We start from the raw sequence: 22,989 nt of genomic DNA, 5'->3' as shown, positions 1-22,989 counted from the left end.
GGGTTCAAAGCGGGTCGAAGGGCGCGATCAACCGGGATTGCGGGAAGATCGCTTTGACATCGGCGGCACTGGAGGCTTCTAAAATCAGCTTCACATTCGCGCCTGCATCCATGGTGGCAAAGGCTGCCAGCCCTTCATGTCGTGCGGTCCACAGTGTTTCCAGCACCTGCCAGCTTTCGGGTTTCAGATAGCTTAGCGCCGGGCGCGCGGCCAGCATGGTTGCGTGCATGGCCAGCGCGTTGGCTTCGGCCAATTGGCCCAGTGTCTGAAAGTTCTGATCCTGAACTGCGTTCTGGATGGCGGTACAATCTGACTCGGCCTGCGCCGGCCACGCGCCAAACAGGGGGCTTGTGGCGACGGTGTGGTTCATGCCGTCGCGGCTGGAGTGTGATTTAGGCCCGGTATCAACGGGAATGATTGCAATCCGAAACGCCGGCCACCGCACCTCAAGCGGACGGGCAAAGCTGTCGGTGCCATCATTGGCGTGGCCGCGTTCCCATCGGGCGAAACCGTGCCAAAGCGACCGTGTTGCGCTGCCCGATCCCAGCCGGGCGAACATGGATACGGTATCGTCAGGAAGGTCGAGCTGAAACGCTTGGACCAAAGCCATCGTCAGTGCCGCAAATCCCGAGGCCGAAGAAGCAAGCCCAGCGGCGGTTGGGATCGTGTTCGAAGTTTCGATTTTCAGCGGCATCATTTGGTCGCGCCGGAACCGGTTGGCAAAACGCAGCACTTTGTCAGCGAAAGGGTCATCTGCGGGCAGCAGCCGGTCCTGAAACCAGACTTCATCCGTGCTTGAAGGGCTGATGCGGGTGGTGGATCCCCAATCGCGCAGGGAAATCGACAAAGAGCTGTTCAAAGGCAGGTTCAGCGCTTTATCACGCTTTCCCCAATATTTGGACAGCGCGATGTTTGAAGGCGCATAAGCCGTGGCGGGCTGCGGTGTGGGCAGCTGATCGGGCAAGTGGCGGTCAAACACGGTGCGGGCGTCAGTCATGGGTCACCAATCCTTTTACGGCCAACGGTGCGGCGCGAAACCCCGGCGCCACATCCCCCAAGGCCACAACACAATCGCCAAGCCCCGAGCCCGATATCTTTGCGGCCCTGACACCCGGGGTTACCATGGCTTCGGCAATGATCTGATCCAAGGTGGGGTCTGAAACGCCCAGTTCCTGCATCAGCACCTGATAGTCTTGCAAGAGTTCAGAAAAACTGTCCCAGTCGCGGGCAAGCGCGGCGTCGGTTGTGGCTTGGGCGCATCGGCCCATACGGGCATAGAGACGATCAAACCGGGCCTCGTTTCCGCGCATCCGCGTGGCGATCGTGGCCAGCACCTCTGCGGTCGGGGTTTTGTACCCGGCATAGCGCAGGCTTAGCTGAGGTGGAGAGGGCAGGGGGTGGCAAGTCGCGTGTTGATCGTTCCCGGGCACTCCGGACGTCATCTCGGCGGGCAACTGATACGCGATCATGCCGCCATGCAGACTGGCTGCCAGATCGGCTCCGCTGCCCCGCCCCTGAATGGAGCGAACAATCCCAAGCGCCTGCGCATGCAGATCGGCGGTTGCGTTTGTCAGCTGTTTCAACGCTCCCAGCGTGGCAATGGTAACGGCCGCTGAAGACCCCAACCCCAAAGTCGGTTCGATTTGCGAAGTGATCTCGAGCGCGATCCCGGCAGACAGATGATCGCGATAGAGCGCCACAGCCTGCGACACAAACCTGTAGGGCCCTTCAACGGGTAAATCTTGCAGCGCAATCTGCGCAGGGGGCGCGATTTCAGATGTGATTTGAAGCTCTGGCAGGTCCAGTGTTTTCAGCCGCACAGTCACACGTTGTTCAATGGCGCAAACAATTGCCGGGTGGCCGTAAACCACCGCATGTTCGCCGGTGATCATGACAGAGCCAGGGGCCGAGGCGGTGATTGTCATCCCGCTTCCCCGCTTAGTTGCGCGCCCTGACTGGCGATGCGAAGTTTCTCCCAGCGGCGATCCGGGTAATCCGCCATCAGGCGTTCCATTGCGTCGGGCGAGTCCAGATGTACCAGCACGACACCAGCATGATCCCCGCGCACAGCGCCCGCCCCACAGATTTTTGCCGCGCCGCCCAAGTCATTGACCGATTGCACAAACCTTTGCGCCGCTGCTGGGACAACACCAATTTTTTCAAGCAGGCGCTGGTTTTCTCGCAATGCCTCGTCAGGGGAGGTGCCGGTTTCCAGCGCCGATTGCAGGGCTTGGGTGCAGGTCTCAAACGCGTGCCAAAGCTGTGTATCTTTGCCGTGCTGGGCGCGCACGGCCGACACGCATTCGCCGGTCGAAGACGCAGGCGCGCCATGCAATACCCAGTACCAGCTGTCGCCAGACCAGAGCGGATGATCCTTAGCCAGATCAGGTTGGCTGATCTGGCCGCTTTGCACCCGATTGATGCCACCAAACACAACCGCTGCCGCATCGACAGAGCTGCCTTGCCCATGTTGCAGACGCTCGCAAAACCGCACGCGCTCAAACCGCTCTTGCAGGGTTTGAGGGCGTTCCAGAAGGTGTTCGTACAAAACAAAGGTCGCCGCGATCACCGCCGCCGACGATCCCATCCCGGCCCCCAAAGGCAGATCCGAGCGTGAATGCAGTTGCCCCGGCACCGGCAAATGCCGCGTGGCCGTCGCGCCGGGCACAGGCAGGTTTTGCAGCAATGAAGCCATCGTATAAACGGCCAGATCATCGGGGCGCTGCAGGATCTGTTGCACAGGCATTTCGCCGCGCATGAACTGTTCAAAGCGTTGATCCAGCCCCTGTTTGAAACCTTTCAGGACGTCCAGCGGGTAAAGCTGCCCCTGTGAGAGGTTTTCAAACACAGTGCGCAATCCGCCCGAGCGATGCACCGGGGTAAACCAGACCTCGGTATAGCGTTCCACAGCCGCGACCAAAGCGGGCGCGCCGTAAACCACTGCATGCTCACCCGACAAGATCACCTTGCCCGGCGCGCGGGCGCGGTCAGGCTTGGGCGTCGATATAGTGGCGCTTGTGCTCATCAATCTTGGCCAGTCTATAGCGCCCGCGCGCAGCGACGGGGTTTTCCACCGCACTGCCATCCTGGGGGTCGGGCGCATGCCACAGGGTCAGGTAATCTTCATAGCTCAGCTCGACACGTTCGTCGATCAGCGCTTTGTGATGCGCGACCATCAGATGATCGCGATAGCCCGGTTGCACCACGCCCGAGAAGAACTCGGCCACAGCACCCGAGCCATAGCTGAACAGGCCCACGGGCTGGCCTGACAGGTCTGCCGCGGTGTTTTCCAGCATTGATATCAGGCTCAGATACAAAGACGCGGCATAGCAGTTGCCGATCACACGGTTGTATTCCATGCCCGGCAGACATTTTTCATTGTCGACCGAGGTTTTGTTCAACAAGGCAAGTTGGCGATGCGCCTTTTGCGCCATGCGCGAAAATGGCAGGTGATAGCAGAACTGCGCCAGATCTTCATAGGCGCGCCCCCCTTGGGACACATAGTCATTCCAGGCTTCGCCCATGGTGCTGAGATACCGCAGGGCCGAATACTTGCCATCCACCAGTGGGGTTTTGCGATAGTTGGGGCGCCAGAAATCCATGATGTCTTGGGTAAACAGGCCTGTCCAAGGGTCGATTTCCAGCACCTTGGGGTCGGACGAGACCAACATGGCCACCGCGCCTGCGCCCTGAGTAGCCTCTGCCGGGCTGTCCAGATCATAGCGCGATACGTCCGAGGCAATGATCAGCACCTTGCGGTCGGGTTTACGGGCGACATGCCCACAGGCCATTTGCAGCGCTGCCGTGGCCGAATAACAGGCTTGTTTCAATTCGACGCAGCGGCAGTTGGCTGGCAGGCCCAGCAGGCCGTGCACATAAATGCCCGCCGCCTTGGACTGGTCGATTCCGGTTTCCGTGGCGAAAAGGACGGTGTCGATGCCGTCGGTGCCACAGGCGTCAATAACCGGACGGGCGGCTTCGGCGCCCAGTGTCACGATGTCTTCGTCATGGGATGGCACAGCGATCAGTTCTTGCCCGATCCCGCGCGAGAACTTGGCCGGATCAATGCCATTGCGGTGCGCCAGGGTCGAGAGAGCAAGATAGTGCCTCGGGATATAGAACCCCAGTTTCTCGATGCCGATCTTCGTCATAGTCGCGTCTTACTCACTTCAATAGCCCGTCACACCGGCGCAATTCGTCGCAATTGGTGCAGCCCAGCAAAAACATCGCCGTACGGAATTCGCGGTGCAGGGCGTTGATCTGGTTAATCACGGCCCCGCGCGAGTCTTGCGCAGCAGCAAGGAACGGGGCCGCGATACCGCATATATCAGCGCCCAACAATATGGCTTTTGCCATGTCGACGCCGTTGCGCAAACCGCCGCTCGCAATCAACGTGGCGTCATGGCCGCCGGTTTCAAGTGTCGTCTTTGCCGCAGTCAGCGCCTCGACGGTGGTTAGGCCCCAGTCCTGAAAGACCAGACCCAGATCATCCGCATCGTCTTTGCGGCGGTGATATTCGATGCGACTCCACGAGGTGCCGCCCCGACCGGCAACATCAAAATGCCGGATGCCAGCCTGCAGGCCGCGCACGATGTCTGCGGGTGACAGGCCTGCACCAACTTCCTTCAAAAGGATGGGCACGTCCATCTGCGGCACCAGTTTGGCAATTTTGCGCGCCAGTCCCGAAAAATCGCGATCACCTTCGGGTTGGATGGCTTCTTGCAGCGGGTTGAGATGCAGATACAGCCCATCCGCCTGCAAAACATCCACCGCTTGCTGGCATTCATCGGCGCCAAAGCCTTTGTTTAGTTGCACTGCGCCGATATTGCCCAAAAGCACAGTCGTGGGCGCATAGTCACGCAGCGCAAAGCTTTTGCGCGCTGCCGGTGTGGAAAACATCACCCGTTGAGAGCCAACGGCCATGGCCACACCGCATTCTTCCGCAGCTTCTGCCAGATTGCGGTTGATGCGCAAAATCTCGTCACTGTCGCCCCCGGTCATCGAGGAAATCAGCAAGGGCATCGACAGTTCTTTGCCGATAAAGGACACACGGGTATCGATGGCGTCGAAATCCAGCTCGGGCAGCGCACGATGGGTCAGGCGGATCGCGTCAAACCCGCTGGCGTGACGTTCAATATCTGCGTCGCGTTCGATGGCGCGCAGGTGGTCCTCTTTGCGGCTGTTGATCTGGTCGGCCATCAGCGCTCCATCAACAGATGCGCGCGCATCAGCTCGCCCGGGTTTGTCTGTGCCGCCATCAAAGACAGTTCGCCACACAGCACGGTGGCGGCGCATAGCACAGCCAGACGACGGGCGTTTTCACCCGGGGCGCGGTCTTCGCGGCAGCCAATCTGTTGCAGGTGATCTTCGACCGCATCATTGCTTTTGCCATTGCCCACGGACCCAACAATCAGGTTGGGCAGGGTGCAGGAAAAGTACAGGCCGTTTTCGCGGGCCTCGCAATGGACGATGCCCTGGCTGCCTTCGATGATGTTGGCCGCGTCTTGCCCGGTGGCCAGATAAAAGCCCAGCAACATGTTGGCGAAATGGGCGTTGGCGCTGCGCAGGCTGCCCGCTACGACCCCGCCAATCAGGTTCTTTTCAGTGTTCAGCTGCACCATCTTTTCAGGCGTGGTGCGCAGCATCCGGGTGCAGATTTTACGCGGAATGTCGATTTCGGCGACAACGTATTTGCCCCGCCCCAGCAGGCCGTTTACGGCGCTGGTTTTTTTGTCGGTGCAGAAGTTGCCCGAGATCGTCGCGTAATCCAGCGATGGGTAATTCTGCAAAATCCAGCCCTGCAAAGCATCCGCCGCCTTGGTCACCATATTGTGGCCCGAAGCATCGCCGGTGGCGCATTCAAACCGGACATACAGCAGATTGCCAACGATCTGACGGTTGAGCCCGACCAAACGGGCAAAGCGGCTGGTTGTTTGCACCACCGCGTCCAGCTCTTCGCGCCGCGCCTCAATCGAGACCCAGGCTGCATGCGCATCTGCCGCAGTGCGGGCGCGCAAGGCGATGGAGCGTGTCATGCGTTCATCCACGACGGTGCACCGGATGCCGCCCGATTGGCGCGAAACCCGTGCGCCACGTGCGGTCGAAGGCCAAAGCGGCGTTTCATAGGTGGCAAGCGGCACGCTGACGGCCTCATTCACCACGTCACCGGTGATTTCAATCGGGCCAACCCACTGGGTCGGGACCGGGGTGACATGGGGGGCGCTTTTGGTCATTTCGGGCCTGCCTGTGTTTGCCTGTTATAGGCTCCGGAAACAGTGCACCGGACCTATCACCGGACTGGCGCGCCTGCAACCCGGCACCCGTGCTGGTATTCTGTGCGTTGACGCAATCTGTTGCGCCTGCCAGTAAGCAATATCGTGGACCTGTTTCAACCATCCCCCTCTGCCCACCCGGGGCCGGAACTGCCCGAGCTATTGCCGCTTGGGCCAGATGGCATTGTGGTGCGCTTTGGACGGGTGGTCAGCCCGCAGCTTTCCGCGGCAGTGCTGGCCTTTGAACAGGCCGTGCAGGAAAACCTGCCAGATGGCGTGACCGAGGTCGCTCCGTCGCTGTCGTCGGTGTTGGTGCGGTTTGATCCTGCCCGGGGGCGCCGCGATCAGGTTCTGACGGCGTTGCGAAAGCTGCTTGGGGGCGTGGACTGGTTGGCGGAAACGTTGCCGCCTGCGTCGCGCATCTGGCATGTGCCCGTTTGTTTTGGCGCAGATCAAGCGCCAGATCTAAAGACTTTTTGTCAACTGGCGGGCCTAAGCAGTGAACAGGCCATCGCCCAGATCACCCAGACACCACTGCGCGTTCTGGCAATCGGGTTTGCGCCGGGTCAGCCCTATCTTGGATATCTGCCGCCCGCGTGGGATATCCCGCGCCGCGCCGCCTTGACGCCGCAGGTGCCCGCAGGCGCATTGGTGGCGGCGCTGCGTCAGCTGGTGTTGTTCAACCACGCCAGCCCCACCGGCTGGTTCCAAATCGGCGAGACGGCGTTTCGCCCTTTTCAGCGGGACCGGACAGTGCCCTTTGCTCTGAAGTCCGGGGATAGCGTGCAGTTCCACGCGATTGGGTCTGCCGAATATAGCGCGCTAAAAAACCGTTCTGACGGGCTGGGCGGTGCGCGCTACGAGGCAGGCGCATGACGGTGCTGACCCTAGAACAGGCCGGGCCTGCCCTGCGCGTGCAGGATTTGGGCCGCCCGGGTTACATTGCGCAAGGCGTTGCGCCGGGGGGCGCTGCAGACCCTTTGGCCTTGCTCGAAGCCGCAGCCTTGTTGGATGTGCCCGCGCCTTTACCGGCGCTAGAAATGGCTGGGGTTGGCGGGCGCTTTACCTGTTCTGCGCCGATGCGCTTTGCCCTGACTGGCGCGCCTATGCGGGCCCACGTCGATGGGGCCCGGATCGGGTGGAGCGAGACACAGCTTTTGTTGCCCGGACAGGTTTTGGAGATCGGCGCCGCCGAGGCTGGGGTCTATGGCTATCTGACTCCGGCAGGTGGGGTGCAGGACACGCCATGGTTGGACAGTTTTTCAACCTTCCCGGGGGAGGCCCCGTTGGCCAGCGGAGCAAAGCTGACGCTGGGCGACGATTCTCAGGTAATGGCCCCGCCCAAACGTCTGAAGGCCGCGCCCCGTTTTAGCGGCGGGATGGTGCGGGTGATGCCGGGCCCCCAGACAGGATTGTTTGCCCCCGAAACGCTGACACGGGTGCAGCGCACACTGTTCACCCGCAGCGCCCGCGCCAATCGGCAGGGGGTGCGGCTGGAGTTCACCGGCGCGCCCTTTGAAGCACAGGGCGCCGCGGGGCTGGCATCGGATTTTATCACCGCAGGGGATGTGCAGATCACCGGAGACGGTGCGCCCTATGTGTTGCTGGCCGAGTGTCAGACCATCGGAGGGTATCCCCGTCTGGGGACAGTGATCCCGGCGGACTTGCCGAAATTGGCCCAAGCACCCATGGGCGCTGCGTTGCAGCTGCAGCTGATTGATCTGGCACAGGCAGATGCGCTTTGGCAAACGCCCGATGTTCAGTTGAAACAGTTGCGCGCAAAGGTGGCGCATAAAACCCGTGACCCCCATGCCATGCGCGATCTGTTGAGTTATCAATTGATCAGCGGGGTGACCCGTGGCGATGAGGAGGGCATCTAAATGCAGTCCAGCGTAGACCTGAACGCCGACATGGGCGAAGGCATCGGGGATGACAGCGCTTTGTTGCGGATTGTCAGCTCGGCCAATGTGGCCTGCGGTTTCCATGCGGGCGGACCCGATGTGATGGCGGCGACGATGGCGGCGGCCGTGGCGCAAGGGGTAGCCATCGGGGCCCATCCCGGTTTTGACGACCGCGCCAACTTTGGCCGCAGCCGGATGGCGCTGACCCAAGATCAGCTGCGCCATCTGATCACCTATCAACTGGGAGCGGCACAGGCGATGGCGCGTGCGGCAGGCGGGCAGGTCGCGCATTTGAAACTGCATGGTGCCCTTGCAAATATGGCTGCCGAAGATGCGCAAATCGCGCGCGCCTGTTATCAAGCTGCGCTTGAACTGCAGCCCGATCTGACTTTGACCGTTATCGCAGCGACGATGCAGCAGCAGGTGGCAACCGAACTGGGCGCAAATTATGCGGCCGAGATTTTCGCGGACCGAGCCTATAACCCGGATGCCACGCTTGTTGATCGCAGCCTGCCTGGCGCGGTGATCCACGATCCGGATGAAGCGGCGGAACGTGTCGTGCAAATGCTGCGCACCGGTGCGGTGATCGCACAGGATGGCAGCCATATCCCGACCCGGATTGATACGATCTGCCTGCACGGAGATGGCACAACAGCCCTGCAAACGGCACAGCAGATACGACACCATCTGGAACGCGCCGACATTACCATTCGGCCGCCTGCGGTTTAAGCCCGCAGGGGCACGCACCCCATTGACGCCAATGGGGTTTTGCGGACCTATGTCAGGTCAGGAGGATCATCTTTGGCTCATCAGCTTTTCATCGGCGGTGGTTTGATGCTGTGCACAATCGCGATTGCCGCGATGGGATTTTGGGTGGCTGAAGGCCTGATTACACTGGGGGGGCGATGGCTGGTGCGTCGCCCACATACGCCCAAGCTGGCGATGGTGTTGATGGCGACGGTGGTGATGATCCTGATCGTATTGACCATGTCGGTCTGGCTCTGGGCCGGGGTGTTCATGGCGCTTGAAATCTTTGTTCAATGGGAACTGTCGGTCTATTTCGCGCTGGTGGCGTTCACGACCCTAGGCTTTGGCGATGTCGTGTTGCCACAGGAGTGGCGCATCCTTGGCGGTTTGGCTGCAGCGAATGGCCTGCTGAGCATGGGGGTGTTTACCGCACAACTGGTTGAGGTGCTCCGGCGGGTGCGTTCAGAGCAGGTTCGGGGGGCAACGGATGAGTAGAGCGCTTATTCTGTGTGTGCTTGCACTTGTCTGGACGACGCAGGCGCAAGCGCGCGAACAGGTTCTTGTGGCCGTCGCCGCCAATTTTGCCCAAGTCGCCCGCGCCCTTGAACCCGAATTTGAAGCCCGCCATGACGCGGATATTGTGCTTGTCGTTGGTGCAACCGGACAGCTCTATGCGCAAATTCGCGCGGGTGCGCCTTATCAGGTATTTCTGGCCGCCGATCAGGCCCGCCCGCAGCGCATGGAGACAGAGGGCCTTGCCATCAAAGACAGTCGCCGCACCTATGCTGTCGGCCAACTGGCCTTGTGGTCCCCGGACCCCGCGCGGGTAATCGGGCCGCAGTCCTTGCAGGGAGACGGGTTCATCGCAATGGCCAATCCCGATCTGGCGCCCTATGGCACGGCCGCGGCGCAGGTGCTGGCGCAGCTACAGGTCGAGACCAAAGGACGACTGGCAATGGGGCAGAATGTCGGACAGGCTTTTGCCATGGTAGCGACAGGAAATGCAGATTTGGGCTTTGTGGCGCAAAGCGCGCTGGGCGGGCAGGGCGGCAGTCACTGGCTGGTGCCTTCTGACCTGCACGACCCGATCCTGCAGGATGCGGTCTTGATCCAAGGTGCGGGTGAAATGGCCGCAGCCTTTTTGGAATTTCTGTCCAGTGTGCCCGCGCGCGCGGTGATCTCGAAGTACGGATATGAGGCCGTCGATGGTTGATTTGGCGCCGCTTTGGATTTCGTTAAAACTGGCCGGGGTCACCACGTTGGTTTTGCTGTTGTTGGGCTCTCCTTTGGCATGGGTATTGGCGCAGTCGCGCGGGCGCTGGAAACCGGTGGTCGAAGCAATCACCGCCTTGCCGTTGGTCTTGCCCCCCACGGTTCTGGGGTTCTACCTGCTGGTGATCCTGTCTCCGGCGGCGCCGTTTGGTGGGGTCTGGCGCGATGTGACCGGCAGCAGCCTGACCTTTTCGTTTACCGGATTGGTTGTGGCCTCGGTCTTGTATTCCTTGCCTTTCATGGTGCAACCACTGCAATCCGCGTTTGAAACACTGGGGCGTGGCCCGTTGGAGGCCGCCGCCAGCCTGCGTGCCGGGCCTTGGGACACGTTCGTGAATGTGGTTTTGCCCCTGTCATTACGAGGCTACCTGACCGCCACGGTTCTGACATTTGCCCACACGATTGGGGAATTTGGTGTGGTGTTGATGGTCGGGGGGAATATTCCGGGGCGCACCAAGGTGATCTCGATCGCGATTTTCGAACATGTTGAAACCATCGACTATGCGCAGGCGCACCTGTTGTCAGGTGGTTTGCTGGTGTTCTCGTTCCTGATCCTGTTGTTGGTCTACACGCTGAACCGGCGCTTCCCTGTACATCTGGGGCGCCTATGACCGCGCTAAGCTTTGATATCACGCAGGCTCAGGGCAATTTCACCCTGAATGCATGCTATGCCGGGGACATGTCTGGCGTGACCGCTTTGTTTGGCGCGTCCGGTGCAGGCAAATCCAGTTTGCTGCGCGCTTTGGCGGGGTTCGAGAAATCAGCCAGAGGCAAGGTCGTTCTGGCTGGCGAGACGTTGCTGGACAGCGCGGCCGGGCGCTTCGTTAAGCCCTCCAAGCGCGGCTTTGGCATGGTGTTTCAGCAGCCCAATCTGTTTGACCATCTGGATGTCGCGGGCAACTTGCGGTTTGCTGAACGCCGGGCCGAGGGCCTGCCGGGGCCACAATATGACGCGGTCGTCGAAGCGTTGGATTTAGGGCCGTTGTTGGCTCAACGCAGCCAGACCCTTTCCGGCGGCGAACGTCAGCGCGTGGCGATCGGGCGCGCGCTTTTGGCGCGGCCACGCATGCTGTTGATGGATGAACCGCTAAGCGGGCTGGACAGCAAGCGCAAGGCGCAAATCCTGCCCTATATCGCCCGTTTGCCACAGCAATTTGCCTTGCCAGTGGTCTATGTGACCCATGCCGTAGATGAGCTGACCCGTATCGCAGACAAGATGATTGCCATGGATGCGGGGCGGGTGGTGGCCTTTGGCGACCTGCCCGAAGTGTTCCCTCGTCTGGATCTTGATGCCGGGGGCAGCCATTTTGAGGCCGGGGCGATCCTGCAGGGGCAGATCAGCGATCATGACCCGGATTTGCACCTGAGCTTTGTGACCGTGGAAGGGATGCGCCTGTCGATGCCGTCTGCGCCGCTGGAACTGGGTGCGCCGGTGCAGCTTAGGGTGCGGGCGCGGGATGTGATGATCTCTAAGGGGCGGCCCGAAGGGTTGAGCGCACAGAACGTCCTGCCCGTCACCATTGCCAACATCATCGAAGAACCCGACACAGCTTTTGCTGAACTGTTCCTGAAAGCTGAAACTCAGATCCTGCGCGCCCGGATTACGCGTGCGGCACTGGCCCAGTTGGGATTAGCGCGTGGGCAAAAGGTCTTTGCTGTGCTCAAGGCGATCTCGTTCGATAAACGAGGGTTCTAGGGCCGATCCGTCAGGTCAGATGGATGACACGCCCACCGGCTGCTTCGGCATCCTGGGCGTCATGGGTGACCATCAATACCGGCAGGTCACGGGCGCGGGCGTGATCAAACACCAAATGGCGAATCTGGCTGCGAAGGGTGGCATCCAGCCGTGAAAACGGCTCGTCCAGAAGCAGGGCCTCGGGTTCGGCCAGCAAGGTGCGCATCAAGGCCACGCGGGCGCGTTGCCCACCCGACAGGGTGGCAGGGTCGCGGGAATAGAAACCGGCCATTGCGACGTCTTCCAAAGCCGATTCCACCCTTGAACGTCGTGCGGAACGGGGTTTGATATCGCGGCTTAGCCCAAAGGCCAGATTGGCGCCCACCGACAGATGCGGAAACAGCAGATCGTCCTGAAACAGAATGCCGGCGCGGCGGGAGTGGGGCGGCGCATGGGTGATGTCGCGCCCATTCAGCACGATGTTCCCTTTCACACAGAACGCAGGCGGTAGCGTTCCGGTAATCGCAGCCAAAAGTGTCGATTTGCCAATGCCCGAAGGCCCCATGACTGACACGACTTCGCCGGGCGCGATATCCGTCGCCAGCGAGATCATCTGCACACCGTTTTGCAGTATTTCGATATTCAGAGACAGGCTCATGCGGCCTCTCTTAGCGCGCGGCGGTTGGCCCAAACAAGCCGGGGCAGTGCCAGCGCACTGGCAAAGGCAAGCATCACCAACCCGGTCTGGGCCAGCGCATAGACCCCGATCACCCGGCGATCCCCGCCCGAAGCCAGCGCCACGGCCTCGGTTGTCAGGGTTTGCACGCGGCCCGCACCGATCAGCAAAGTGGGCAGGTATTGTCCGATGGATACGGCAAACCCGACCGCGGCAGCGGTCAAAACCGGGGCCAGAAGGATGGGCAGGCGGATGCGCCAGAATTGCGCGCTGGGCGAAGCGCCAAGGCTGGCGGCGACCACCATATGGCGTGGCTCGACGGCGCGAAACGTATCTTCAAGGGATAGCATCACATAGGGCAGGACAAAAACCAGATGGGTCAGCGTGACCGCACCAGTGCCAAGGTCAATGCCCAACAACAGCGCATAGGTCTGAAAGCCGGGCAGAAAAGCGACTTGCGGCATCAGGAGAGGCAGGTACAGCAACCAAAGCGCGGTCCTGCCTCGGCGCAGGTTGTTGGTCACCTCGGTCTGAAGGCATGCGAGAACCAGTACCACGGCCAGTGCTGTCGCGATCACTGCAATCAAGACCGTTTGCCACAAGACCGGCAGCATATTCGAGCCATGGCGCGCCCAGTGGCGCGCGGTCAGCGTGTCGGGCAGAACGTCAGGAAACCCCCAGAACCCGGCGAAAGACCAGGCGACCAGCCCGCCAAGCCCCAATAAGACCGACCCGGCCACCAGAATGGCGAAAGTCAGACCAACCGCGCGGCCGAAACCATTGCTGCGCCCGCGCCTGCCCGAGCTGGCCAGAACCACGGACCAACGCGCCAGAAGGTTTTCACATAGCCGCCACAGAAACAATGAACCGATGACCAGCACCAGTTGCCAGACCGCGGCAGCGGCGGCTTGAAAGCGCATCGACAGGTCCGGGTCGTTCATCCATTGCACCACCCGCACCGCCAACGAAGGAGGTGTGGTGGGGCCAAGGATCAGCGCTACATCCACCACCGACATCGAATAGGCCAGCACGGCATAGACCGGCAGCCGGATACGGGCGTAAAGCTGGGGCAGGGTGATCAGGAACCAGCCTCGCAGGCGGGTATAGCCCAGACTGGCGGTAACCGTGTACGATCTGCCCGGCCGGGTTTGGGGCAGGGCTGCGATGGACATGAGCAGCAGAAAGGGCACCTCTTTGACGACCAACCCGGCGATCATCGCCAAGCCCCAAGGGTCGTTGACGATCAACAGGTCGGGGGGGCGCTCCCACCCCGTCAACCAGGGCGACGCCAGCCGTGAAATCCAGCCCGAAGGAGCGATCAGAAAGGCGAGTCCAAAGGCGGCGGCGGCATGGGGGACGGACAAAAGTGGCGACAGCACCGCTTGAATGGCGCCGAAGCTACGGGTTCCGGACCAGCCCGCCAGAACCAGCGCCGTGATTGCCAGCGATATGGCCGTGGCCAGCAGGCCGGTCGTCAGGCTAAGCCGGGTCGAGGCCCAAATGCCGGGTGTCGCAAATAAATCCAGAAATGGCGCGGGCGACACCGAAGTGCCGCCCAACGCCGGGAAAAAACCCAATGCCGGCGCTATGGTTCCTGCCAGACCAGCCAGAACCGGGCCAATCAGCAAGGCAATAGTCAGCGTCGGCGCCAGGCGCATGTTACTGGGACACGCCGTAGCGGTTGGTCCAGTCGGCCTCGATCCGGGTCATCCAGCTGGGATGCGGCTCGGGCAGGGAGGCGCCCAGTTCTGCGGGCGTCAAGGTGGCGATGCCCAGCTCAAGCGCGTCAAACATCGCGCGTTCCTCGTTGGACAGGCGGTCCATGGTCAGCACGGTGCCATAGCCCAGAACGTTCGGGTCCTGAGCGTTGGCTTGTGCTTTCGGAGACAGCAGGAAGTTTGCCAGCACCATCGCGCCTTCTTTGGCGGATGCGTTGTAAGGGATCGCCACGAAGCTGGCGTTGCCGATGGTGCCACCATCCAGCACGAACGTGCGTACGGTATCGGGCAACTGCCCATTTGCGATGGCGGTAGACGCCTCGCCCGGGGAGAAACTGATCGCCAGATCAATTTCGCCATCGCCCATCATTTGCAACTGTTGGGGGCCTGTTTGTGGATAAGCCTTGCCGCTGCGCCACATATGCGGGGTCAGCTGGTCCAGCCATGCCCAGAGCGGGTCCGCGACGGCGTCATAGCTGTCGTCTGAAACCGGTTCCGCCAGCACACTGGTGTCTTCCGCCAGATCGAAAAGCGCCTGTTTCAGGAAGGTCGTGCCCAAAAAGTCAGGGGGTTGCGGGAAGGTGAACCGGCCCGGGTTTGCAGCGGCCCAGTCCAGCAACGCTTTCATGGATTTGGGCGGTTCAGCCAAGCGGGCGGTATCATAGTAAAACACCACCTGTGCCATGGCCCAGGGGCTTTCCAATCCTTCCGTCGCCACGGTGAAATCGCTGGTGACCGAGGTATTCTGTTCCGTGTCGATCAGGGCAAAGTTCGGCAAATCCTCGGCGAAGGGGCCAAACAGCAGCTCGTTTTCCTTCATCGCGGCAAAATTGGCGCCGTTAATCCAGATCAGATCAACTGCACCGCCAGAATCTTTGCCCGCCGCTTTTTCCGCCACGACACGGCTGACGGCATCGGCGGTATCCGAGAGCTTTACGTGCTCCAGCTTGACGCCGTACTGAGCTTCGATTTGGTCGCCGGCCCAAGCGATGAAATCATTGGTCGCGGTGGAGCCACCCCAAGCGTTCCAATACACTGTCTGGCCTTTGGCCGCAGCCAGCACACTGTCCCAATCCTTTGGGTCAGGCTCGGCCGATGCGGCCCCAGCTAGGCCGACCAAGGCCATTGCGGCGGCAAATTTCTTCATCCCGGTATCCCTCTTGCGGTTGTTCTTATCACGCATTTAAAAAACGTCTGTGCAATTGGACATAATTTACGCAGCATCGCCAGATGATTTCCATAACGATTTCGTGGGCTTGAACAGCGCAATTTTAGCGCAGTTGCAAAAACCTAGACCCCCGGCCTCTTGCAGGTACCGGGGCGCGGCCCTAAGACTCTGTCAGGTTTCTTGTCCCTATCATGGGGCTATTCAACAGGCGGGTAGAAATGAACGATCCTTTTGAAACATACATGAATACGCTGGTTCCGATGGTGGTGGAGCAGACATCACGCGGTGAACGGGCTTACGATATTTTCTCGCGCCTGCTGAAAGAGCGCATCATTTTCCTCAGCGGACCCGTCCATGATGGCATGTCCAGCCTGATCGTGGCACAGCTGCTGCACCTTGAGGCGGAAAACCCCAGCAAGGAAATCAGCATGTACATCAACAGCCCCGGTGGCGTGGTCACCAGCGGTCTGTCGATTTATGACACAATGCAATACATCAAACCCAAGGTCAGCACGCTGGTCATTGGTCAGGCGGCCTCGATGGGTTCGCTGTTGTTGGCTGCGGGTGAGCCGGGGATGCGCTTCTCACTGCCCAACAGCCGCATCATGGTGCACCAGCCTTCGGGCGGCTACCAGGGTCAGGCGACGGACATCATGATCCACGCGCAGGAAACCCAGAAGCTGAAAGACCGGCTGAACTCGATCTATGTCAAGCACACCGGCCGCAAGATGAAAGAAGTTGTCGAGGCACTGGAGCGCGATAACTTTATGGATGCGGAACAGGCCAAAGACTGGGGTCTGATCGACGAAATCGTTGAAAACCGCGCCAAGGGCGACACCGCAGACGCCTGACGCAAAAACGTGAACGGGCACAGCGTCGATTTTGCCGTTGTGCCCGGAAAATCTCTGCCCTAGTCTGTTTGCTATAACAGGCACCCGGGCATCAGCCCTCAGAGGATCGATATGGCGAATAATTCCGGCGGCGACAGCAAAAACACACTCTACTGTTCTTTTTGCGGAAAGAGCCAGCACGAGGTGCGCAAACTCATCGCCGGGCCAACCGTGTTCATCTGCGACGAATGCGTCGAGCTGTGCATGGATATCATCCGCGAAGAGACAAAAACCGCTGGTCTGAAATCCAGCGACGGCGTGCCGACGCCCAAGGAAATCTGCGAAGTTCTGGACGATTACGTGATCGGGCAGGGCCATGCAAAACGGGTTTTGTCGGTCGCGGTGCACAACCATTACAAACGTCTGAATCATGTTGGCAAAACCGGCGAGATCGAGCTGGCCAAATCCAACATCATGCTGATCGGCCCCACCGGTTGCGGTAAGACGCTGCTGGCGCAGACGCTGGCACGCATTCTGGATGTGCCGTTTACCATGGCCGATGCGACGACCCTGACCGAAGCCGGTTACGTGGGTGAAGACGTCGAAAACATCATCCTCAAACTGCTTCAGGCCAGTGAGTACAACGTTGAACGCGCACAGCGCGGGATCGTCTATATCGACGAGGTTGATAAGATTACCCGTAAGTCCGATAACCCCTCAATCACCCGCGATGTGTCGGGCGAAGGTGTTCAGCAGGCCCTGTTGAAGATCATGGAAGGCACAGTGGCCTCGGTTCCGCCGCAAGGTGGCCGTAAGCACCCTCAGCAGGAATTCCTGCAGGTCGACACCACCAACATTCTGTTCATCTGTGGCGGCGCGTTTGCTGGTCTGGACAAGATTATCGCGCAACGCGGTAAAGGGTCGGCCATGGGCTTTGGCGCCGATGTGCGCGATGAAGCGGAAAAAAGCATCGGCGATCACTTCAAAGATTTGGAACCCGAAGATCTGCTGAAATTCGGTCTGATCCCGGAATTCGTGGGGCGTTTGCCGGTGATTGCGACGCTGGAAGATCTGGACGAAGACGCGCTGGTGACCATCCTGACCGCGCCCAAGAACGCGCTGGTCAAACAGTACCAGCGCCTCTTTGAGCTGGAAGACACCCAGCTGACATTCACCGAAGATGCCCTAAGCGCCATCGCCAAACGCGCGATTGAACGCAAAACCGGCGCACGCGGCCTGCGTTCGATCATGGAAGACATCCTGCTGAACACGATGTTCGACCTGCCCGGTATGGAAGACGTGACCGAGGTTGTGGTCAACGAGGAGGCCGTGACGCATTCCGAGGCCCAGCCGCTGATGATCTATGCCGACAAAGCCGAAGAGGCGAGCGCAAGCTAACTCTGATTTAGATCCCGGCTGTCTTCCTTCCACCGGTTGAATAGCCACACAAGACCCTCGTACATGCGAGGGTCTTTTCTATTCATTTTGACGATGACCTTTCGACAATCATAGAGAAAATTGGTGCAGATGGACCGCATGGAGGCCTTGAGAATGGCCTCGTCGAGTGCGTCCTCGCGCACGAGGATGGCCACGGTTTCCCAATGGTTCAGCAGCGAATAGGTCGCCATCGCGGAGTCGTGCTGCGCGCGCTTATTCTCATGTGGAGAGCTTGATTGCTCGGAGTAAAATTCTAGCTTTTCTGGATCAATCGCCTCGCCCGGCGCGAAGTGCCGGGCCCGAAGCTTGAGGTCGCGACGAAACTCTTCTGTGTTGCGAAGAGCGAGCATGGTTTCAATCGTGTGCTGGCGCTTGGATTGTTGGGCTGACCTGCTTTGGGTGATCAAAAAAGTGACAATGGCAACAAAAATCCCGATCAGAGCGATGGTCTGTTCGTTGTCAATTTCTGCGGGGCCGAAAGTAATTTTCACAAAGGGGCTGATCGCGATCAACACCCCTATTGCCGTGAATGCGCTGAACTCCTGTGGTTTCGTTTTCATGCGGAAAATCTTTCTAAGTATCAGATATTTATATAAAATATCGGGCGTCATGCACGCGTTCAGGCGTATCGCTACTCCAGCAGAGTTAACAATTCACGCAGGTGCGGTTCAAACTCGGTGCAAACGGTGATCTCGCGGGCCTCGGGGTCGTACCAGGCGTTGGCTTCGCCGCAGGGTTCGACGTAGACATCCACCGGTTCAGCAAGGGCCAGCAGACCATTTAGCGCGTCGATTTCAGCCCGCAGAACGTCTGCGATCAAGCCCACGGGGGCCTCGACAAGTTTCAGACTGTCGCCGGGGCCGCGATCGATCATATCGTCCAGTACCGCGCCCCAGCTGGCGTTGGCTTGGTCATACTCAAAGTCGCAATATTCGGCGCGTTCTTCGGGCAGGCCCATGTCTTGAGCGAAGTCATCGCGGCTGTCGGGGTTGGCACCGTAGAAGATGCAGGCCGTGTTGTAGAACCGTTGCTCGTCTGGACCATGTTCGTCCCACCAGGCGACATCTTCTCGGGCGTCTTCACGCGCTTCGACCTCTCCCCAGAATCCGAACGATGCGTCATAGGCAAGGTCAATGGCGGTTTCTTCCTCGAACAGAGCGTCGATCAGAAAGATCGAAAACACATCTGCGGCGTCCTCCTCCTGACCGAAAATAGGAACACCCTCGACGTCGATCACCGCATGGCCCAGCTCGTGATAGAAAATCCCGATGGTGTTGGCCTCGACCCAGGCGTCATCCGCCAGGGCGGGCAGGGGGGCAACGGCAAGGGCGCAGAGGGTTAGAATACGGGGCTTCATGACGATCTCCGTTGGTCGTCTGCGAAGACTGCGCAAGACCATCGTCTATTGCAATGGTCTTTGCGGGGAAACCCGGCTAGGACACATCAAACACCACTGCAGTAAGGACATCGTCATGACCCGTAAACTTATCTCTTCCGGCTCACCGTTCGAGGCGCAAATCGGATACTCGCGCGCGGTGGTTCAGGATGGCTGGGTGTTTGTGTCGGGCACCACCGGGTATGACTATCAGACCATGACCCTGCCCTCCGAGGTGGCCGATCAGTGCCGCAACGCATTGACCACCATTCAAGGCGCGCTGGAACAGGCCGGGGCAACGATGGAGAATGTGACCCGTGTGCGCTATATCCTGCCTGACGCTCAGGATTTCGAGAAATGCTGGCCTGTGCTGCAGGGTTTCTTTGGCGAAGTCCGCCCGGCGGCGACGATGATTTCCTGCCCATTGATGGAACCAGAGATGAAAATCGAAATTGAGGTCACAGCCAAACAAGGATAAGCGACCAACCGCCTCAGCGCGGGTGTTCGCTCTGGACCTGAGCGCGTGGTTGATCCATATAGGACAGGCATGCAAAGGCCGGAGGGATCATGGGGATCATCAACACTGTTTTGCGCCTGGTAACCTGGTGGAATGACCAGACCATCGGCACGCAGTTGTTCACGTGGCGCAAGGGCGTCAAAGTGGGCGAAGATACGCAGGGCAATGTCTTTTATGAAACCCGCGATGGTAAGCGCCGTTGGGTGATCTATGACGGTGAGGTCGAGGCCAGCCGCATCGACCCCGACTGGCATGGCTGGCTGCACTTTACCTTTAAAGAAGCGCCCACCGATGCACCTTTGGTGCATAAAACGTGGGAAAAGCCGCATCAGGAAAATCTGACCGGCACTGCAATGGCCTATGCACCGGCAGGGTCTTTGCGGCAAGCCGCTCCGGCGGATCGCCGTGATTACGAGGCCTGGCAGCCCGAGTAACCATGTCTGAAAGCAAAACAGAGATCGCTGTTGGGGGGGCTGTGCTGGCCGCGGCCGTTGGATTTGTCCTGTATCTGGGCAATGCCACCGGGGTGGGAAACAGCAGCAGCGACAACTATGAATTGACGGCCTCGTTTCGCTCGGTTCAGGGGGTTTCCGTAGGCACCGAAGTCAAGATGGCGGGTGTCAAAGTCGGGTCGATCACCGAGCTGGAACTGAACCCGCTGACGTTCCGCGCCGATGCGACTTTCACGGTAGATAGCGCGCTGGAGCTGCCCGATGACAGTGCGATCCTGATTTCTTCCGAAGGCCTGCTGGGCGGAAATTTCGTTGAGATTCTGCCGGGCGGGTCCCCGTTCAACATCGAACCGGGCGGCGAAATCGAAGACACCCAAGGCTCTGTCAGTCTTGTGACCTTGTTGATGAAATTCGTATCGCGCGATGATGGTGAGGCGACACAATGATTCGGGCGTTGCCGGTTTGTGCGCTGCTGATTGCCGGCCCGGCTTTCAGTCAGGAAACGATCGAGGTCATTCCGCTGGACGACATCCAAGAGCCACAGATCGGATTGGATGCGCCGATTCCGCCAGACATGGGGCTAAGCGATACTGATACTGCCCTTGATCCAGAAATCAGCCTGGAACCCCTGACCCCGGAAGAGGCCGCAGACGCAGGCTTTGCCCCGATCCCGCAGATTGAGGAAGAAAAGGCTGAAGCCGCACCCGGTGCCGTTTTGCGTGTGCTGGACCGTGTCTCGGGCGCGCTCAATGATATGGAGCTGGCCAACGGTCAGACCACAGGCTTTGGCCGCATTGAAATCACGCTGGGCGAATGCCGCTATCCGGCGGATAACCCCTCGTCTGATGCCTATGCCTATGTACAGGTGCGCAATGTCGGGGCGCAGGTAGATACCTTTGCGGGGTGGATGTTTGCATCAAGCCCGGCCCTGTCAGCGCTGGATCATCCGCGTTACGACGTCTGGGTCATGCGCTGCAGCAGCGAGTGAGCATCGGGCACGGGTACAGCGCCGAAATCCGTGTCCAATTCCAGCGCCTTGGCCAGTTGCGCCCGATAGTCGTCACGCGGGATTTCGATTGCCCCTAAACTTTCCAGATGCGGCGTGATGAACTGCGTATCCAGCAGGGTAAACCCGGCTTGGCGCAGATGGTCCACAAGATAGGCCAGCACAATCTTTGACGCATCGCGCCGGGCTGAAAACATGCTTTCGCCAAAGAATGCCCCCCCCAAAGCCACGCCGTAAGCCCCGCCAACCAACCTGTCGTCCTGCCATAGCTCGAAGGAATGGGCCGCGCCAAGATCGTGTAGCTGGCCGCAAAGATCAAAGATCGTCTCGTTGATCCATGTTTCATCGCGATCAGCGCAAGCGCGCACCACATCTGAAAAGGCCGTATCCACCGCCACACGGTAATCGGGGCGTCGGATCGCTTTCTTTAACGATTTCGAGATGCGGAACCCATCCAGCGGGAGTACCCCGCGATGAAGAGGGTCGACCCAGAAAACCTCTGGATCGTCCCGGTGTTCAGACATCGGAAAGATGCCAACCGAATAGGCATGCAGCAACAGCTCGGCTGTCAGGGGCTGCTGTGCCATGGTCAATCGGTCAGGTTGCTTTCCAGCCAGTGTTCCAGCCAGTGGATATCGTAATCTCCACTCTGGATGTCGGCTTCCTGCAACAGGGCGTGAAACAGCGGCACGGTGGTGTCGATACCGTCGATGATCAGCTCTCCGAGGGCGCGGTTCAGACGGGCCAGAGCCTCGTTCCGGTCGCGGCCATGGACGATCAGCTTGCCGATCAGGCTGTCATAGTAAGGCGGGATCGAATAGCCGTCATACAGCGCCGAATCCATCCGTACGCCAAGGCCGCCCGGCGCGTGGAACGCCGAGATTTTCCCCGGACAGGGCGAAAAGTTAGGCAGCTTTTCAGCGTTGATCCGCACTTCGATGGAATGGCCGTTGATCTCCAGATCGTCCTGACTGAACGACAGCGGCAGACCTTCGGCCACCCGGATCTGTTCACGTACCAGATCAACCCCGAAAATACCTTCGGTCACCGGGTGTTCCACCTGAAGGCGGGTGTTCATCTCGATGAAATAAAACTCACCGTCTTCAAACAGAAACTCGATGGTGCCTGCGCCGATATAGTTGATGCCAGCAACCGCATCGGCACAAACCTGACCGATCCGGGCGCGGGTTTCGGGATCAATGGCGGGGCCGGGGGCCTCTTCAAAGACTTTCTGGTGGCGACGCTGCAGCGAACAGTCACGCTCGCCCAGATGTACGGCATTGCCTTTGCCATCGCCAAACACCTGAATTTCGATGTGGCGCGGCTTGCCAAGGTACTTTTCGATATAGACCTCGGGGTTGCCAAAGGCGGCTTTGCCCTCTGCGCGGGCGGTCTGGAATGCCTCGTCCAGATCATCTGCAGTCTTGGCCAGCTTCATGCCGCGCCCACCGCCACCGGCGGTGGCTTTGATGATCACGGGGTACCCGATTTCAGCGGCTACCTTGCGGGCCTCTTCCAGCGTTGGCACGCCGCCGTCCGAGCCGGGCACGCAGGGCACGCCCAGTTTCTTCATCGTCTCCTTGGCGGTGATCTTGTCACCCATGATGCGGATGTGTTCCGCCGTCGGGCCGATAAAGGCGATATCGTGGTCCTGTACGATCTGAACGAAGTTCGCGTTTTCCGACAAGAAGCCGTACCCGGGATGGATGGCGTCTGCGCCGGTGATCTCGCAGGCGGAAACGATGGCGGGAATGGAAAGATAGCTTTCGGTCCCCGGGGCCGGGCCGACACACACGGCCTCGTCGGCCATGCGCACATGCATCGCATCGGCATCTGCGGTGGAATGCACCGCAACCGATTTGATCCCCATTTCGCGACAGGCGCGGATGACCCGCAACGCGATTTCCCCACGGTTGGCGATCAGGATTTTTTCAAACATATTG

At 59.8% G+C, this 22,989-nt stretch carries 26 protein-coding genes; 13 read left to right on the top strand and 13 right to left on the bottom strand.

What is annotated here, in order from left to right; genetic code table 11:
• Window positions 1-4: 4 nt before the first annotated feature.
• Genes mvaD through ATO10_RS10420 form a run of 6 tightly spaced genes read right to left on the bottom strand, consistent with a single transcriptional unit; the run spans window position 5 to window position 6,233 of the window.
• A complete protein-coding gene (mvaD, locus tag ATO10_RS10445; RefSeq protein WP_035251229.1) occupies window positions 5-997 on the bottom strand; it encodes a diphosphomevalonate decarboxylase in 993 nt (330 codons plus the stop codon).
• Complete coding sequence (locus tag ATO10_RS10440) at window positions 990-1,925, bottom strand: mevalonate kinase family protein (RefSeq protein WP_035251226.1); 936 nt, start codon at window positions 1,923-1,925, stop codon at window positions 990-992. Before ATO10_RS10440 ends, mvaD begins: the two co-directional genes overlap by 8 nt.
• Window positions 1,922-3,025: a mevalonate kinase family protein gene (locus ATO10_RS10435; protein WP_051598081.1), complete on the bottom strand. Its 1,104-nt coding sequence runs from the start codon at window positions 3,023-3,025 to the stop codon at window positions 1,922-1,924. The genes ATO10_RS10440 and ATO10_RS10435 overlap by 4 nt, the downstream gene beginning before the upstream one ends.
• Complete coding sequence (locus ATO10_RS10430) at window positions 2,988-4,151, bottom strand: hydroxymethylglutaryl-CoA synthase (RefSeq protein WP_035251224.1); 1,164 nt, start codon at window positions 4,149-4,151, stop codon at window positions 2,988-2,990. The genes ATO10_RS10435 and ATO10_RS10430 overlap by 38 nt, the downstream gene beginning before the upstream one ends.
• A gap of 13 nt (window positions 4,152-4,164) precedes the next feature.
• The gene (fni, locus tag ATO10_RS10425) at window positions 4,165-5,199 is read right to left on the bottom strand and encodes a type 2 isopentenyl-diphosphate Delta-isomerase (RefSeq protein WP_035251221.1); all 1,035 of its coding nucleotides are present in this window, start codon (window positions 5,197-5,199) and stop codon (window positions 4,165-4,167) included.
• Complete coding sequence (locus ATO10_RS10420; RefSeq protein ID WP_035251219.1) at window positions 5,199-6,233, bottom strand: hydroxymethylglutaryl-CoA reductase; 1,035 nt, start codon at window positions 6,231-6,233, stop codon at window positions 5,199-5,201. The genes fni and ATO10_RS10420 overlap by 1 nt, the downstream gene beginning before the upstream one ends.
• A 144-nt stretch (window positions 6,234-6,377) precedes the next feature.
• Here ATO10_RS10420 and ATO10_RS10415 point away from each other — a divergent pair, with 144 nt between their 5' ends.
• The 7 genes from ATO10_RS10415 to modC all read left to right on the top strand — a co-directional run bounded on the left by ATO10_RS10415 (window position 6,378) and on the right by modC (window position 11,888).
• A complete protein-coding gene (locus ATO10_RS10415) occupies window positions 6,378-7,148 on the top strand; it encodes a 5-oxoprolinase subunit B family protein (RefSeq protein WP_051598080.1) in 771 nt (256 codons plus the stop codon).
• Window positions 7,145-8,152 (top strand): 5-oxoprolinase subunit C family protein, encoded by a 1,008-nt coding sequence (locus tag ATO10_RS10410; RefSeq protein WP_035251217.1) that lies wholly within the window; start codon window positions 7,145-7,147, stop codon window positions 8,150-8,152. Before ATO10_RS10415 ends, ATO10_RS10410 begins: the two co-directional genes overlap by 4 nt.
• The gene (locus ATO10_RS10405; protein ID WP_035251215.1) at window positions 8,153-8,902 is read left to right on the top strand and encodes a LamB/YcsF family protein; all 750 of its coding nucleotides are present in this window, start codon (window positions 8,153-8,155) and stop codon (window positions 8,900-8,902) included.
• A 72-nt stretch (window positions 8,903-8,974) separates the two neighbouring features.
• Window positions 8,975-9,415, top strand: a complete 441-nt coding sequence (locus ATO10_RS10400; protein WP_238323467.1) for an ion channel — start codon at window positions 8,975-8,977, stop codon at window positions 9,413-9,415.
• The gene (gene modA / locus ATO10_RS10395) at window positions 9,408-10,133 is read left to right on the top strand and encodes a molybdate ABC transporter substrate-binding protein (protein ID WP_035251213.1); all 726 of its coding nucleotides are present in this window, start codon (window positions 9,408-9,410) and stop codon (window positions 10,131-10,133) included. The genes ATO10_RS10400 and modA overlap by 8 nt, the downstream gene beginning before the upstream one ends.
• On the top strand, window positions 10,126-10,803 hold the full coding sequence (modB, locus tag ATO10_RS10390; protein ID WP_035251211.1) for a molybdate ABC transporter permease subunit: 678 nt from the start codon (window positions 10,126-10,128) through the stop codon (window positions 10,801-10,803). The genes modA and modB overlap by 8 nt, the downstream gene beginning before the upstream one ends.
• Window positions 10,800-11,888, top strand: a complete 1,089-nt coding sequence (gene modC / locus ATO10_RS10385) for a molybdenum ABC transporter ATP-binding protein (protein WP_035251209.1) — start codon at window positions 10,800-10,802, stop codon at window positions 11,886-11,888. Before modB ends, modC begins: the two co-directional genes overlap by 4 nt.
• 10 nt (window positions 11,889-11,898) lie before the next feature.
• Here modC and ATO10_RS10380 read toward each other — a convergent pair whose 3' ends face one another.
• From ATO10_RS10380 to ATO10_RS10370, 3 genes are read right to left on the bottom strand one after another with little or no spacing between them, the layout of a single operon-like run.
• Window positions 11,899-12,525 carry an ATP-binding cassette domain-containing protein gene (locus tag ATO10_RS10380; protein WP_035251207.1) on the bottom strand — a complete coding sequence of 209 codons (627 nt, stop codon included), beginning with the start codon at window positions 12,523-12,525 and terminating at the stop codon, window positions 11,899-11,901.
• The gene (locus tag ATO10_RS10375) at window positions 12,522-14,201 is read right to left on the bottom strand and encodes an ABC transporter permease (RefSeq protein WP_035251206.1); all 1,680 of its coding nucleotides are present in this window, start codon (window positions 14,199-14,201) and stop codon (window positions 12,522-12,524) included. Before ATO10_RS10375 ends, ATO10_RS10380 begins: the two co-directional genes overlap by 4 nt.
• Before the next feature lies 1 nt (window position 14,202).
• The gene (locus ATO10_RS10370; RefSeq protein WP_035251203.1) at window positions 14,203-15,408 is read right to left on the bottom strand and encodes an ABC transporter substrate-binding protein; all 1,206 of its coding nucleotides are present in this window, start codon (window positions 15,406-15,408) and stop codon (window positions 14,203-14,205) included.
• 239 nt (window positions 15,409-15,647) lie between these two features.
• On the opposite strand from ATO10_RS10370, the gene ATO10_RS10365 reads away from it, so the two are divergent.
• Window positions 15,648-16,280 carry an ATP-dependent Clp protease proteolytic subunit gene (locus ATO10_RS10365; RefSeq protein ID WP_035251201.1) on the top strand — a complete coding sequence of 211 codons (633 nt, stop codon included), beginning with the start codon at window positions 15,648-15,650 and terminating at the stop codon, window positions 16,278-16,280.
• Between the two features lie 111 nt (window positions 16,281-16,391).
• Complete coding sequence (clpX, locus tag ATO10_RS10360; RefSeq protein ID WP_035251199.1) at window positions 16,392-17,657, top strand: ATP-dependent Clp protease ATP-binding subunit ClpX; 1,266 nt, start codon at window positions 16,392-16,394, stop codon at window positions 17,655-17,657.
• Here the strand turns inward: clpX and ATO10_RS10355 are convergent.
• Together ATO10_RS10355 and ATO10_RS10350 are read right to left on the bottom strand one after the other, a co-directional pair.
• Window positions 17,654-18,307, bottom strand: a complete 654-nt coding sequence (locus tag ATO10_RS10355) for a DUF4760 domain-containing protein (RefSeq protein WP_035251197.1) — start codon at window positions 18,305-18,307, stop codon at window positions 17,654-17,656. The genes clpX and ATO10_RS10355 overlap by 4 nt on opposite strands.
• Before the next feature lie 20 nt (window positions 18,308-18,327).
• Window positions 18,328-19,053: a DUF4344 domain-containing metallopeptidase gene (locus ATO10_RS10350; RefSeq protein ID WP_035251195.1), complete on the bottom strand. Its 726-nt coding sequence runs from the start codon at window positions 19,051-19,053 to the stop codon at window positions 18,328-18,330.
• A 115-nt stretch (window positions 19,054-19,168) separates the two neighbouring features.
• Here ATO10_RS10350 and ATO10_RS10345 point away from each other — a divergent pair, with 115 nt between their 5' ends.
• The 4 genes from ATO10_RS10345 to ATO10_RS10330 all read left to right on the top strand — a co-directional run bounded on the left by ATO10_RS10345 (window position 19,169) and on the right by ATO10_RS10330 (window position 21,028).
• Window positions 19,169-19,549 (top strand): RidA family protein, encoded by a 381-nt coding sequence (locus tag ATO10_RS10345; RefSeq protein ID WP_035251193.1) that lies wholly within the window; start codon window positions 19,169-19,171, stop codon window positions 19,547-19,549.
• An 89-nt stretch (window positions 19,550-19,638) separates the two neighbouring features.
• The gene (locus ATO10_RS10340; RefSeq protein WP_035251191.1) at window positions 19,639-20,022 is read left to right on the top strand and encodes an NADH:ubiquinone oxidoreductase subunit NDUFA12; all 384 of its coding nucleotides are present in this window, start codon (window positions 19,639-19,641) and stop codon (window positions 20,020-20,022) included.
• Window positions 20,023-20,024: 2 nt separating this feature from the next.
• Window positions 20,025-20,486 (top strand): outer membrane lipid asymmetry maintenance protein MlaD, encoded by a 462-nt coding sequence (gene mlaD / locus ATO10_RS10335; RefSeq protein WP_035251189.1) that lies wholly within the window; start codon window positions 20,025-20,027, stop codon window positions 20,484-20,486.
• Complete coding sequence (locus tag ATO10_RS10330) at window positions 20,483-21,028, top strand: DUF2155 domain-containing protein (RefSeq protein WP_238323465.1); 546 nt, start codon at window positions 20,483-20,485, stop codon at window positions 21,026-21,028. The genes mlaD and ATO10_RS10330 overlap by 4 nt, the downstream gene beginning before the upstream one ends.
• Here the strand turns inward: ATO10_RS10330 and aat are convergent.
• Entirely contained in the window at window positions 20,992-21,633 is a 642-nt protein-coding gene (aat, locus tag ATO10_RS10325) for a leucyl/phenylalanyl-tRNA--protein transferase (protein WP_035251187.1), read from the bottom strand. The genes ATO10_RS10330 and aat overlap by 37 nt on opposite strands.
• A gap of 2 nt (window positions 21,634-21,635) precedes the next feature.
• Window positions 21,636-22,985 carry an acetyl-CoA carboxylase biotin carboxylase subunit gene (accC, locus tag ATO10_RS10320; RefSeq protein WP_035251185.1) on the bottom strand — a complete coding sequence of 450 codons (1,350 nt, stop codon included), beginning with the start codon at window positions 22,983-22,985 and terminating at the stop codon, window positions 21,636-21,638.
• Between the last annotated feature and the right edge of the window lie 4 nt (window positions 22,986-22,989).

The sequence above is a fragment of the Actibacterium atlanticum genome, from assembly GCF_000671395.1.
Lineage (GTDB): Bacteria > Pseudomonadota > Alphaproteobacteria > Rhodobacterales > Rhodobacteraceae > Actibacterium_D > Actibacterium_D atlanticum.
This window is presented reverse-complemented; position numbering and strand designations above follow the sequence as displayed.